This is a genomic window from Paenibacillus ottowii, from assembly GCF_006874425.1.
GTDB classification, from domain to species: domain Bacteria; phylum Bacillota; class Bacilli; order Paenibacillales; family Paenibacillaceae; genus Paenibacillus; species Paenibacillus ottowii.
Window position 1 is genome coordinate 162,876 of the sequence record NZ_VIJZ01000009.1, and the last position, 12,791, is coordinate 175,666.

Genomic DNA, 12,791 nt, shown 5'->3' on the forward strand with positions numbered 1-12,791 from the left:
GTGGACTACGACTTAGTTGGCTACCGTTTCAAGATTAATCGAAAAGACTCCAAATTGCTTCGGATTATCCGTAGCTCTTCTCAGCCACAGTTCACCCGATCCCACCATAACTCCCTGATAATTAACAAACAAATCATCTGTCTTTTGGTTCATTAGTGCTTCACGAATCGCATCTGTAAAAATCTGATCATATTTGGCTATAAAATCTTTTTTGTCCGGAATCGTTAGCGACTTTTCACTATCATTGACACGCAGAGGGTACAAAATATAATTGGCTACCTTCTCCTTGTCATTGTCGGCAACCGCCTTCTGCAACGCCTTGAATGTGTTCAAAAACGCTTTAGGATCTTGAATACCTGCTACCTCAAATGGATTTTGAGATGCACTCGGGACTGTAGGAGCAGAAGCTGCTTCCGATGAAGTTGCCGGGACGGAAGGAGCCGACTTTTGCGCATCAGTACCGCTGTTTTCTGCACTCTCACTCTCTTTAGCTGCTTTGTCACTTTGGTTTGAATCGCTCTGATTGCCTCCAGCTTTGTTCTCGATCATGCTTGTACTGCTCCCAGGATCACTCGTTCCAGCATTATTATCCTGGCCACAGCCGGTAAGAGCTACAAATGTAAGTGTAAGTAAAATGGCTGTAAGGGACAGCCTCCGTGACATTTTGTGATTATTGGATTCATGATTTTTGGGCACAACGGGTCATCCTTTCTGCTTTCTACTCTGACCTATTCTGTTCATTAAGTCTTTAACCGTTCTATTGTAACATAAGTAGACTAATGACCGCATGTCGTGCCCATTCTGGAAGGAGCTTACAGTGTGATATATGCGAAGGTTTTAACGTTTCCTTGTGATCCATCATCCGTACTCACTTTTAAAATCAGCTCATTCAAGGAATCCGCTCCGCTCTGCCCCTCTGGCTTAATAAACAGCAGATCATGGCGTTCTCCCGGCTGCAACGTTCGGCTGGAAAATCCGCTTGTTGTACCTTGTAAGTCTGATCCATTCGAACTGTTGAGCTTGTATTGTACGGGTTGCTTTCCTGTATTCTTGATGCTGATGTATAGCTTGCGTCCCTCTTCAAATCTAAATTCTGTTTGTCCTTGTCCCCCAAATTGCATGAATTGGTCATGTACGATACGCTTCGCTGCTTCTCCTTGCTTATTTTGCTTGCTAAGCGGAGCTGCTGGGTGCGTTACACTCGCCGTTGATGTAGTATACGTGTTCGTCGGAAAGTTAGCCAAAGTGACATAACCTACGATCACCCCCGCCACGCCCATCCAAACCCATTTTTCCACCATTTCAATCCCTCCCACATAAGATATGCTGAAGCTACACTATATCAATTCAGTCGTCACCATGATTGCACAGATGGAACGGCTTATCTTCTATAAAAAACCAAACTCATATCTATTATGAGTCTGGCTGTCATATTTCTCAAACTTGTTCAAAGGAATCCATCCGGTGGTTCTCTAGTATAGACTGCTTTATAATGCTGTCGTCAGTTGTCTCAGTAAAGAACGACAAAAAAGCCGGAAGCCCTTTAAGCTAAGGACTCCGGCTCTATAATCATGAATTGCTATTAACTTACGCAGTACAGCTATAGCTTACTCTGTCACCGTTCCGTAGATCAGCACGGGTGCTTCCGCATGATCCGCAATACGGATGTTCGCGTAGATTTTCTCTATTACTTGGTCCACGTCTTCACGGTTCGCATGGATTGTAACCAGTGAATCGCCTTTTTGAACTGCATCGCCGACTTTTTTGTTCAGCATCAAGCCGACAGCCAGATCGATCTCGGATTCTTTGGTTGCACGACCTGCCCCCAGCAGCATCGCGGCAGTACCGATTTCATCAGCCACGATTTCAGCTACCACACCGTCCTGCTTTGCAGGCACTTCAATAAGATACTGTGCTTGTGGCAGGCGTTCTGGATGATCCACTACAGAAGCGTCGCCTCCCTGGTTCGCAATAAACTCTTTGAATTTCTCCAGTGCTTTGCCGTTACGAATGACCTCTTTGAGCTTCTCTTCAGCGTCTTCGAGAGAGTCTGCTTTCCCAGCCAAAAATACCATCTGACTGCCCAAAGCCATACACAGATCTTCCAGATCTTTGGGTCCTTCACCGCGCAGCGTATCAATCGCTTCTTTAACTTCCAGTGAGTTCCCGATAGCTAGCCCCAACGGTTGACTCATGTCAGAAATAACCGCCATGGTCTTACGACCCACATTGTTCCCGATGCTTACCATGGCATGTGCCAGTTCTTTGGCATCTTCTACTGTTTTCATGAATGCGCCCGCACCTGTCTTGACATCCAGTACGATGGCATCAGAGCCGGCAGCAATTTTCTTACTCATAATCGAGCTGGCAATCAGCGGAATCGAATTTACCGTTGCTGTAACATCACGCAAGGCATACAACTTTTTATCCGCAGGTGTCAGGTTGCCGCTTTGTCCGACGACCGCAATTTTGCTGCGATTTACCAAATCCACGAATTCATCCTTGGTGATTTCCACGTGAAAGCCTGCAATGGCCTCCAGCTTGTCGATCGTTCCACCCGTATGACCCAGGCCGCGACCTGACATTTTGGCCACTGGAATGTCTAAGGCTGCTACAAGCGGAGCCAGTACCAGTGTTGTCGTATCACCCACACCGCCAGTGGAGTGCTTATCGACCTTTACCCCTTCAATCGCGGACAAATCAATCGTATCTCCTGAATGAACCATTGCCATGGTCAAATTAGCACGTTCCCGTTCGTTCATATCTTGGAAGAAAATAGACATCGCCAATGCACTGACCTGATAATCAGGAATTTCACCCTGAGTATAGCCTTGGATAATAAAGTTAATTTCCTCAGTGCTCAGTTCTTTTCCATCACGTTTTTTTTCAATCAAGTCTACCATTCTCATATGTCATTTCTCCTCACTGTGCCTATGATCGTTTACAGGGATACTGCTGTTTCCAGTGCAACTTCCATCATTTCTTTAAACGTGGTTTGCCGTTCTTCTGCTGTCGTTTCTTCACCCGTCAGCAAATGATCGCTCACCGTCAGAATGGTCAGGGCGTTTACGCCAAACTTGGCTGCCAGCGTATATAAAGCCGAAGTTTCCATTTCCACACCCAGCACGCCGTATTCCATCAGCTTTTGGACCACTGATTTGTCATCACGGTAGAAGCTGTCTGAGCTGAATACGTTGCCGACATGCATGTTTAGCCCTTTGGCAACACCGCGATCATAAGCCTCCTTTAAAAGAGGGAAGCTAGCAATCGGTGAGAAATCATAGCCGCCAAAGATATGGCGGTTCATGCCGGAATCTGTACAGGATGCCTGTGCCAAAATGACGTCACGAACATGCACGTGCTCCTTCATTCCACCGCATGTACCCACGCGGAACAAGTTTTTCACCCCGTACTCGCTAATCAGTTCGTTGACATAAATACTGATGGAAGGCAGTCCCATCCCGGTTCCCTGTACAGACAGGCGTTTTCCTTGGTACGTTCCCGTGAATCCGAGCATTCCGCGCACCTCATTGTAGCAGGTCACGTCCTCCAGATACGTTTCAGCGATAAACTTTGCCCGTAGCGGGTCTCCTGGCAGCAAAATCGTTTCTGCAATCTCTCCAGGTTTGGCTCCAATGTGTACACTCATGTTTTTATTCCTCCGTCCCATTTATCCACGCTTATAATATTACTAATCTTCCTGTCTGCACTTTTGCCGGCCCTGGATTACTGAAGCTCTGCCAAAAAGCTGGTTCCATGTTCAGGCAGTTTTACACCAAAGTTATCTGCTACAGTTGCTCCAATATCCGCAAACGTCTTACGAACCGCCAGTTCCTTGCCTCCATCTACAAAACGAGGAGAATATGCCAGCAAAGGCACATATTCGCGGGTATGATCCGTTCCACGATAGGTTGGGTCATTCCCATGGTCTGCGGTGATGATCAATAGATCGTCATCGGTCATTTTGGCGAAGACCTCTGGCAGACGGGCATCATAATCGTCCAAGGCTTGACCGTATCCCTGCGGATCACGGCGGTGGCCGTACACAGCGTCAAAGTCCACCAAATTCAAGAAGCTTAATCCGGTGAATTCCTCGTCCAGCGTAGCCACCAGCTTATCCATGCCATCCATGTTGGACACTGTGCGCACGGCCTTTGTTACACCCTCACCGTCATAAATGTCAGAGATTTTACCCAAGGCGATTACATCCAGTCCTGCATCCTTCAGTTCATTCATTGTGGTACGACCAAACGGCTTGAGCGCATAATCATGTCGATTGGAGGTACGAGAGAAGTTGCCTGGCTCGCCTACGAACGGACGGGCAATAATGCGACCCAGCATGTACGGATCTTCCAGCGTAATTTTACGGCAGAACTCACAGATCTCGTAGAGCTCCTTCAAAGGTACAACTTCCTCATGAGCAGCAATTTGCAGCACTGAATCCGCTGAGGTATAGATGATGAGTGCGCCGGTTTTCACATGTTCTTCGCCCAGCTCGTCAATGATTTCCGTACCGCTGGCTGGCTTGTTGCCAATGACTTTGCGGCCTGTATGCTCCTCAATGCGCTGAATCAGCTCATCTGGAAACCCGTCCGGGAATACACGGAAAGGAACCGCAATATTCAAGCCCATGATTTCCCAGTGACCTGTCATCGTATCCTTGCCATTGGAGGCTTCCTGCATTTTGGTGTAATAAGCAAGTGGCTTATCGGCCGCTGGCACACCTTGTATGGAACGAATGTTGGACAGACCGAGCTTAGCCATATTCGGCATGTTCAGCCCGCCGCGTTCGCGCGCAATATGACCAAGTGTATCTACATCATAATCATCAAACTGGGCAGCATCCGGTGCTTCGCCAATACCAACCGAGTCCATAACGACCAAGTGAATCCGTTTAAATTTAGACATCATAAAAATCCTTTCCTAATTCGCTGTTTTTTTTACAAAAACAACCCTGCAATCGTTGCGGACAGCACGCTAACCAGCGTCGCCCCGTACAACAGCTTCAGACCAAAACGGGCCACTACATTTCCCTGTTTTTCATGCAGACCCTTCACAGCCCCGGAAATGATACCGATGGATGAGAAGTTTGCAAAAGATACGAGGAATACCGATACGATCCCGACCGTACGCTCGGACAAGCCTGTTTGCTTGGTCAGATCCAGCATGGCTACAAATTCGTTGGATACGAGCTTGGTAGCCATAATACTGCCCGCCTGCACGGCCTCGTTCCACGGAATCCCCATAACAAAGGCGAACGGTGCAAACACATAGCCCAGCAGCGCCTGAAAGCTGATTCCAAACAACCAGGAGAAAATGCCGTTAACCATGGCAATCAGCGCCACAAAACCGATCAGCATCGCAGCTACCGTAATAGCAACCTTGAAACCGTCCATAATATACTCCCCGAGCATTTCGAAAAAGGACTGCTTTTCTTCCTCTTGAACCTCCAGTAAATCGTCTTCCTTCTCAATCTTGTACGGATTAATAATGGAGGCGATAATAAAGCCGCCAAACAGGTTCAGCACCAATGCGGTAACCACATATTTGGGGTCCAGCATTTGCATGTAAGCTCCCACAATCGACATGGATACGGTAGACATCGCAGATGCACACAACGTATACAGCCGATGTTGCGGCAGCAGACCAATTTGCTTTTTGACGGAAATAAACACTTCGGATTGACCCAGGATAGCCGAAGCTACAGCGTTGTAGGATTCCAGTTTACCCATTCCATTTACTTTGCTCAAGACAAGCCCGATATATTTAATAATGAAAGGCAGCACTTTCACATATTGTAAAATCCCGATCAATGCGGAAATGAACACAATCGGCAGCAGTACTCCGATAAAGAACGGTGCTGCCCCTTCATTGGCAATTCCGCCAAATACAAAGTTGATCCCTTCGCTTGCATATCCCAAGAGACTGTTGAACCCAGCTGCAAAGCCCTTGACCAAAAATTCACCAATCCCTGTGTTCAGCAATACAAACGCTAGCGCCGCCTGCAAGACAACCATAACCACCAGTGGACGATACCTGATTTTACGTTTGTCACTACTGGCAACGTAAGTAAGTGCAAATACAACGAGCAATCCCACCAGCGCGATTACATATTTCATTTCAATTCCTCCTCATTACATTAAGCGCTTACATTGACCATAAAAAGAATGCGCCCCAAAGAGGCATTCTTTTTTTTATTTCCCCAAATCCGCAGGTCGAAAAGCACCCGGCAGTAACTGCTCCATCGTCCACTCTTCCGTATTGCCATGAAGGTTTGTCAGATAAATTTTGGTATCTTGATGAGCAAATTCGGAGATAACCTGACGACAGGCCCCACATGGAGACACAGGTCCTTCCGTATCCGCTACTATCGCAATCGAATCAATTCGACGGCAGCCTTCAGATACCATTTTGAAAATCGCTGTCCGCTCCGCACAATTGCATAAGCCGTAGGAGGCATTTTCCACATTGCATCCGTGATATACCGTGCCATCGCTTCCGAGAACCGCAGCACCCACTTGAAAATTCGAATACGGAACATATGCCTGTTTGCGCGCCTCAAGCGCTTTCTGAATCAATTGATCCTTCATCCCGAATCCCTCCATGACTTTAAAATAAACTTAGTAGGAAGATGTAGATTGCTCGCCCTCGATGATTTTTACACCGGAACTTGCACCGATCCGGCTTGAGCCAGCTTCTACTAATTTTTGCACATCCTCCAGGCTGCGTACGCCGCCGGAAGCTTTAACACCAATCTCAGGTCCTACCGTTTTGCGCATCAAGGCTACGTCTTCCACAGTAGCTCCACCTGTAGAGAATCCCGTCGAAGTTTTTACAAAATTCGCTCCGGCTTTGACAGACAGCTCACATGCCAGTACCTTCTCTTCGTTTGTTAGCAGGCAGGTTTCGATAATCACTTTGACCAGCGTACCTGCAGCAGCTTCCACAACCGCACGAATATCCTTTTCTACGAGTTCCAGATCACGTGCCTTCAAGGCGCCGATATTAATAACCATATCCACCTCAGTCGCACCGTTAGCAATCGCATCTTTCGTTTCAAATGCTTTCGTTGCCGACGTGTTCGCTCCCAGTGGGAAACCGATAACCGTACAGATAGCTACGCCTGTACCTGCAAGCTGTTCGGCTGCATAGGCTACCCACGCCGGATTTACACATACGGAAGCAAACTGGTATTTTTTCGCCTCAGCAGTCAACTTTGTAATTTCGTCCTTCGTCGCATCTGCACGCAACAATGTATGATCGATTAATGCTGCAATGTTCATATCTGAAAGCTCCTTCATTCAATAAATAGTGTGAAGAAAATGAATCGTTATTTCCCTGTGATGAGATCATCATAGCACGGCTTTGAACATATGTAAAACACATTTTGAAATTATGTTCACACTTGTACATAGGGCGTTCACCTACATTTCATATTACCCTGTAGGCCTGCGCCATAACCGTGTGTTTATTTGGAATGAGGCCAACATGCCCTACTGTAAAAGTGCTTGTGCCGTAAACTGATCCGTCACCAAAATATTCGCATACTTGCCACGTAGCGATGCCCGAATAGCCTCTACTTTGCGCTGACCTCCAGCCACGAGGATGGACTTCTCCTTCTTTCGCAGCTCCGGCAAATCAATTCCCACGGTACGGCTGTTGATTTCCTGACTGCATATCTTACCTTCATCGTCAAAAAAGCGTGAGCAAATATCGCCTTTGCCGATTTTTTGCAGCAGCTTCTGCTCTTCATGGTTAAAGTAACCTAATCGGAACAGCAGTGCATCCTCCTTGACCGTACCCACCGTAAACACCGCAATGTTCGCCTGCTTGCCAAGTTGAATGATACGCTGGATATGCCGATCCTCCTCGACCATTCTCTTAACAGCTTGACTGTCGAAAATCACGGGCAGCGGCAAATACCGAGCGATGGTGTTAAAGGCTTCTGCGAACAAATTCACGGTTTCCACCGCATAAGTGTTGACATGTGAATGGCTCACGCCTCCTTTAAGCTGAACCACCTCGACTCCCTTGACCTGCTTTTGCTGGAGATGAAGCGCCACCGCATGCATGGTTGTTCCCCATGTCACTCCAATAATATCAGCATCCTGTACCGTTTCATGCAAATAATCGGCTGCTTTTTTGCTAATGTGCTTCTTGATCTCTTGGTAATCATTTAATGGCGAATAACAGACCAGCACGGTATCCAGCCCGTATTTCTTTTTCACCTGCTCTCCGAGCGCGTCCATATCCTCCATTGGGTCCACAATACTGATCCGCACGTATCCCTGTTCCTTGGCAGCCTGAAGTAAGCGCGATACCGTGGGTCGCGAAACCCCGAGTCTGACCGCGATGTCTTGCTGGCTATAATCGTTCAGATAGTATAATCTGGCTGCCTCGATACTTAATCGTTGCTTTTCATGATCCATTCTACCTCAACCCGCTTATCTTAAAAATGTAGTGCCATCGGACATGGGCTTAGCCCCAACATTTAAATGTAAGGGAAACTCAAAGCTACACTCTTTCCGTTTGGCTGTTATTTTGGAAGATTTAACTGCTCGTTTGTGATATTCTGTGATTAACTAAAATCATTTTACCGCATCCTCCACTTTATCGTTCCATCTATCAAAACGCAATAGTTAACTAATTTATCGCTAGTTCACAACTTGTGATGGACTTATCTGAATATGTAAGGAGAATTGCTATGTCTGAATATATTATGTGCAGTCTGGCGGACAAAAAGTTCGCATTAAACTTTCTGGAAGTAGAAGAAGTCATGAATGCCAAAAAAGGGACACCGCTTCCCTTTTCCGAAGCATGGCATGAAGGAATGGTGACCATTCGTGGCGATGTATTTACCATCCTTAATCTACGCAAGAAGCTGCTTCTTCCCGCATCAAGCGATTCCTCCGAGGACAAAATGATTTTGCTCAGTCGTGCAAAGATTGCTTTGCTTGTCGATCAGGTGGAGGATACAGCATCTGCCGAAGACAGTCAGCTACAAAGCAATGAGGAAGAATGGCAACGCGAATTGTTCCCTACTGTGATGGAGCATCAGGGTGCTCTTATTCCGGTATTTGATATGGACGCTTTTCTCGCATCCACCAAAACGAACTAAAAAAATACTCCCGTATCTTGAGCCAGCTTGCAACTCATCGTTCGGGAGTATTTTCTGTTACTGGAGCCCCTGCCCCTCTTTCATATGAACCAATGTGTTTAGCTGCTCCAGCAGCGTATTTCCACCAGTCAGCGATATCGTACCAATCTTCTCGCAGATTTTTTCCATGAATTCCAGCTCTTTGAGACGATAGAGGGTAGCATTTTCGTCCATCAGCTTGGCCGTATTGAGCAGACTACGAGTGGATGCCGTCTCTTCACGTCGTGTAATGAGGTTGGCTTGTGCCTTCTTCTCTGCCAATAGCACCGTATTCAGAATATCCTTGATATCCCCCGGCAAAATAATATCCTTCACCCCTGCTGACGTAAAAGCAACCCCATATTCATCGCTCTGCTCATTCAGTCGCGTCAAAACATATTCCGCAATCTCCTGCTTCATTTTTAGCAGATCATCCAGCTTCATTGTTCCTACGTATTCGCGCAGCAGCAGCTGCAGCATAATGTAGATTTGCTCCTCGTATGCTTTGAACTCCAACGCTCGCAGCGGGTCGGTGATCCGGTACTGGCAGACGAAGTTCAGACGCAGCGTGATTTTGTCCTCCGTCATGATTTCCTGCCCCATCAGGTCCATCTGCTGCTGCCGCATATCTATGGTTTTGATCTCTGTGTTCACCGTGGACAACCAGAAATAATATTTGCCCGGCTTCAATTCACCTTGCAGCACATTATCGTAATACAAAAAGCCCACTTCATGACTAGCCACCTGTAGGGCTTTCCAGAAGCCCGGTGTCTTGGACAAGAATGCTTGCCCCAAAGCCTTATCAATGGCAGGCTGCCGAGTATCTGCACGAACAAAACGATGTTCCTTGAGCATGTTCCAAAATGCATATTTCCCTGCTGTCAGCAGCTCTACAAACCGATGATCCTCATAATGCAGCACATATTCATGGTCCTCCACATCGATGACGGTCAATTGCTCCAGCAATAGAGGATCTGTCAAAAACAAACGAATATCATGATCTGGTACAAAAAAGGGTTCGGCTACATTTAAAATTTCAACTGTTTCCTGTTGAAATGTCTTCATTAGGTAAGTCCCTGGGTTCAGCAACTTGTGGTAGCTTCCTTTTTGAAACAGCAGTCCGCGCTCATCGGATTTAATCGTTATTTTCTTAAACATCGTATCACTCCTAGTGTTAAAAATCCTCAACTTAAAAATAGGCTTCCTTCGTAGATATGGCGGCTTCGCTTCTCCAGATTCAAACGGACCGCTCCGCTTATTCGCACGTTGAGTCAAAACACATTTTTAAAATGAGGATTTATTTTTATTTGTTGTAGGGATAGGACCCTTGCAGAGCATCCCTCCAGAATGAAGGGCGGGGCCAGGCTTAAGGAAAAAGGAAGGTGCCGCCTGTTCCCGTATTTCGGGGATGGAATTCACCAGCCCAACCTCGACTGTAAATCCTTATCTCCGAAGCCGCGGGCGCTGTCGGCGCTTGCTCTCTCCGGTATCCGTTGACCGCATAGCCATCGTCCCGGCATCTATCATCAGGACTAGATATGGGAAGCTCTTATCCAGGTCTCTTCATTGTTTTATTCGACCATTCGAATACTCTACCAGAAGTCGCTTGGAAGGCGATTGGGAATCGAACCCTAATTGCTGGTGGATACATCAGATTTACAGGATACCTGACCCGATCAGGGCAGGCACTGCGGGACCATTGGAAATCCTCGCCTCGGCAATATCCTTCTGTATCAGCCTTTATCATTATTGCGCACCTTTGCACTCACGAACATGGCGAAAGTATTACGACCCCTAAAAAAATAAAAAGACACGAAGGATGCGTATGTGCTTCCCTCGTGTCTTTCTTTTACAATTCCCATTACAGCTCTCTTTGGCATTTTATCATGATAAATTTAAATGGAGGCTTGCTTTCCATGTTTTTATGGGGCTCAACAATTTCCGAAAAATCGGTTAGTCCATAATTGCCGAATTCTTGTTTTATCGAATCAGCATCATAAAAAAACATTTTTACCCCTTCCATAATCTCGAAATAGTCTATATCCAGTTGCTTTCCCTTTCCATACATCGGGGCTTCTTTTGAAATCGTCGTAAAAACCATATATCCGTTTGGCTTTAACTGATTATAACAATCGTTAATAAACTTTTCCCTCTCACGCTTATTCAATAAGTGAATAAGGGCATAACAAAATATACCGTCATAAAGTTTGTTATCAAAAGGCATATCCGTTACGGAGCCATGAAAAATACTAATATTAAGCTCCTTTTGTCTCGCCAAATCAATCGCTGTTTTTGAAATTTCAATACCTGTTACGTTTATTCCGTTATCCACGAAAACCTTTGCATTTCTCCCATATCCAATTCCAGGTATCAATATGTCCTTAATGTTCTTTTCAAGAAAAAAATCCTTGGTCAGGATTGCCGAGTCTGAAGGTTCAAAGCCCCACATCATTTGATTTTCTATAAAACTTGATTCCCAAAATTCTGTCATACCGTATCTCCTCTATATTTTCATATCCATCATTTTATAATTATTCAGGAGCAAGTCCCGGTTGAGACGTGTTCAACACCTCGGTTGCAGAAATTTCGGATTCCCCCGTCGTTGTGGAAGCCGTCTGGTGGGTATAGCTAAATGAAGGAGTCTCATATTGCAATCCTGCCTTTTCATACGTGAACCAATAGCTAACGGTCTTCCCAATGGAGAGGTCTGTAACCCGCTGCTCCCAAACACCGGCATTGTTGGTCATCCGGTAATTAAGCTGCTGTCCACCTGATAAAGTATAGTGTACGTCAACATAGGCGGAGGCTGTTTTGGGGGTAAATTGAAGCAGTGCTTCGCGATCGCTGATAAAACGAGCCTTAACGGTAAAGCTGTAAGTAGTAGCTGCATTTAGTCCTGTAATTGTAGCGGAAGTAGCGTTTATTTTTGCCGCCTGAGCCCCGTCCTTATACACAATATACTCCGTAACGCCTACATTGTCTGTAGATGCCTCCCATTCCAGGGTAATCGTCGAAGCCGTTTTGGTCGCAGCTCGCACATTTGCTGGAGTGGATGGTGCCTCTGTATCCGGCTGCGGATTGCCGCCGCTTCCATTTCCAGTATTAAAGCTGTTCGGCTGCACGGTAATGCTGTGCCTATCTGAGAAGGTTACTGTTTTGACCTGGTCTGAAAAGTTGTAGGCCACATAGGTTTTTACTCCGTTCTTATGAAATACACCATAAATAGGTGAATTGGCGGTGATGCTGCGGTCAATGTTGCCTACAGCATCCAAGTTATAAATCCAGTGGTAGGCATTGGGCCAGTTACATTCGCTGTCTTGTAAATTTCATTTTGCGGTGTAGCTGCTCCGGTAGGTAATGTGGTTGAATATGAGCCTGCACCTTGTGTGACTTCGCCCGAAAAGGATTTAGTAGAAACCGGCCTCCTTTGAATTCTTTTCTTCCTTTTACTGCAAAGCTTTTCCCTTTCCTTTTCTTTCCTTCCCGCTTAAATTCAACTTCATTGTGCTTGATCTCCATTTCCAGGTCAATTCTTATATTTCTAAATTTCAACAAAACAAGGCGAAAGTCTCTAAAAATGCATAATAAACCAGGACGAAAAACCCAATTATTATGTAATGATGCTATTTTGATTTCATCCCATAAGACGTTCACC

Annotated in this window: 14 protein-coding genes; 1 reads left to right on the forward strand and 13 read right to left on the reverse strand. The window is 46.0% G+C overall.

Annotated elements, in window-relative coordinates:
* Positions 1 to 12: 12 nt before the first annotated feature.
* The 9 genes from FKV70_RS20280 to FKV70_RS20320 form a co-directional block, all read right to left on the reverse strand.
* Positions 13 to 696 carry a hypothetical protein gene (locus FKV70_RS20280; protein ID WP_142614014.1) on the reverse strand — a complete coding sequence of 228 codons (684 nt, stop codon included), beginning with the start codon at positions 694 to 696 and terminating at the stop codon, positions 13 to 15.
* Between the two features lie 116 nt (positions 697 to 812).
* Entirely contained in the window at positions 813 to 1,301 is a 489-nt protein-coding gene (locus FKV70_RS20285; protein ID WP_142614015.1) for a hypothetical protein, read from the reverse strand.
* A 306-nt stretch (positions 1,302 to 1,607) separates the two neighbouring features.
* Positions 1,608 to 2,909 (reverse strand): pyrimidine-nucleoside phosphorylase, encoded by a 1,302-nt coding sequence (locus FKV70_RS20290; protein WP_142614016.1) that lies wholly within the window; start codon positions 2,907 to 2,909, stop codon positions 1,608 to 1,610.
* Between the two features lie 32 nt (positions 2,910 to 2,941).
* Positions 2,942 to 3,649: a purine-nucleoside phosphorylase gene (gene deoD / locus FKV70_RS20295; protein WP_142614017.1), complete on the reverse strand. Its 708-nt coding sequence runs from the start codon at positions 3,647 to 3,649 to the stop codon at positions 2,942 to 2,944.
* 77 nt (positions 3,650 to 3,726) lie between these two features.
* Positions 3,727 to 4,911: a phosphopentomutase gene (gene deoB, locus FKV70_RS20300; RefSeq protein ID WP_208738432.1), complete on the reverse strand. Its 1,185-nt coding sequence runs from the start codon at positions 4,909 to 4,911 to the stop codon at positions 3,727 to 3,729.
* Positions 4,912 to 4,940: 29 nt separating this feature from the next.
* Complete coding sequence (locus FKV70_RS20305) at positions 4,941 to 6,119, reverse strand: NupC/NupG family nucleoside CNT transporter (protein WP_063210268.1); 1,179 nt, start codon at positions 6,117 to 6,119, stop codon at positions 4,941 to 4,943.
* Positions 6,120 to 6,194: 75 nt separating this feature from the next.
* Positions 6,195 to 6,590, reverse strand: coding sequence for a cytidine deaminase (locus FKV70_RS20310; protein WP_025674701.1), 396 nt, complete (start codon positions 6,588 to 6,590; stop codon positions 6,195 to 6,197).
* Positions 6,591 to 6,620: 30 nt separating this feature from the next.
* On the reverse strand, positions 6,621 to 7,283 hold the full coding sequence (deoC, locus tag FKV70_RS20315) for a deoxyribose-phosphate aldolase (protein WP_142614018.1): 663 nt from the start codon (positions 7,281 to 7,283) through the stop codon (positions 6,621 to 6,623).
* A gap of 210 nt (positions 7,284 to 7,493) precedes the next feature.
* A complete protein-coding gene (locus tag FKV70_RS20320) occupies positions 7,494 to 8,429 on the reverse strand; it encodes a sugar-binding transcriptional regulator (RefSeq protein ID WP_063210264.1) in 936 nt (311 codons plus the stop codon).
* 275 nt (positions 8,430 to 8,704) lie between these two features.
* Between FKV70_RS20320 and FKV70_RS20325 the strand changes: the two genes are divergently transcribed.
* Entirely contained in the window at positions 8,705 to 9,118 is a 414-nt protein-coding gene (locus tag FKV70_RS20325; protein ID WP_142614019.1) for a chemotaxis protein CheW, read from the forward strand.
* Between the two features lie 57 nt (positions 9,119 to 9,175).
* Here the strand turns inward: FKV70_RS20325 and FKV70_RS20330 are convergent, their stop codons facing one another.
* The 4 genes from FKV70_RS20330 to FKV70_RS25960 all read right to left on the reverse strand — a co-directional run bounded on the left by FKV70_RS20330 (position 9,176) and on the right by FKV70_RS25960 (position 12,790).
* A complete protein-coding gene (locus FKV70_RS20330) occupies positions 9,176 to 10,294 on the reverse strand; it encodes a slipin family protein (RefSeq protein ID WP_142614020.1) in 1,119 nt (372 codons plus the stop codon).
* A gap of 703 nt (positions 10,295 to 10,997) precedes the next feature.
* Positions 10,998 to 11,627 carry a class I SAM-dependent methyltransferase gene (locus FKV70_RS20340; protein WP_142614021.1) on the reverse strand — a complete coding sequence of 210 codons (630 nt, stop codon included), beginning with the start codon at positions 11,625 to 11,627 and terminating at the stop codon, positions 10,998 to 11,000.
* A gap of 40 nt (positions 11,628 to 11,667) precedes the next feature.
* Complete coding sequence (locus tag FKV70_RS20345; RefSeq protein WP_244310793.1) at positions 11,668 to 12,408, reverse strand: fibronectin type III domain-containing protein; 741 nt, start codon at positions 12,406 to 12,408, stop codon at positions 11,668 to 11,670.
* Positions 12,409 to 12,439: 31 nt separating this feature from the next.
* The gene (locus FKV70_RS25960) at positions 12,440 to 12,790 is read right to left on the reverse strand and encodes a hypothetical protein (protein WP_162305687.1); all 351 of its coding nucleotides are present in this window, start codon (positions 12,788 to 12,790) and stop codon (positions 12,440 to 12,442) included.
* Position 12,791 lies beyond the last annotated feature (1 nt).

Bases quoted from the DNA above. Each gene is read 5' to 3' on its own strand.
- deoD (WP_142614017.1), bottom strand. From the start codon at position 3,649: ATGAGTGTACACATTGGAGCCAAACCTGGAGAGATTGCAGAAACGATT.
- FKV70_RS20290 (WP_142614016.1), bottom strand. From the start codon at position 2,909: ATGAGAATGGTAGACTTGATTGAAAAAAAACGTGATGGAAAAGAACTG.
- FKV70_RS20285 (WP_142614015.1), bottom strand. From the start codon at position 1,301: ATGGTGGAAAAATGGGTTTGGATGGGCGTGGCGGGGGTGATCGTAGGT.
- FKV70_RS20305 (WP_063210268.1), bottom strand. From the start codon at position 6,119: ATGAAATATGTAATCGCGCTGGTGGGATTGCTCGTTGTATTTGCACTT.
- FKV70_RS20310 (WP_025674701.1), bottom strand. From the start codon at position 6,590: ATGAAGGATCAATTGATTCAGAAAGCGCTTGAGGCGCGCAAACAGGCA.
- deoB (WP_208738432.1), bottom strand. From the start codon at position 4,911: ATGATGTCTAAATTTAAACGGATTCACTTGGTCGTTATGGACTCGGTT.
- FKV70_RS20340 (WP_142614021.1), bottom strand. From the start codon at position 11,627: ATGACAGAATTTTGGGAATCAAGTTTTATAGAAAATCAAATGATGTGG.
- deoC (WP_142614018.1), bottom strand. From the start codon at position 7,283: ATGAACATTGCAGCATTAATCGATCATACATTGTTGCGTGCAGATGCG.
- FKV70_RS20325 (WP_142614019.1), top strand. From the start codon at position 8,705: ATGTCTGAATATATTATGTGCAGTCTGGCGGACAAAAAGTTCGCATTA.
- FKV70_RS20320 (WP_063210264.1), bottom strand. From the start codon at position 8,429: ATGGATCATGAAAAGCAACGATTAAGTATCGAGGCAGCCAGATTATAC.
- FKV70_RS20330 (WP_142614020.1), bottom strand. From the start codon at position 10,294: ATGTTTAAGAAAATAACGATTAAATCCGATGAGCGCGGACTGCTGTTT.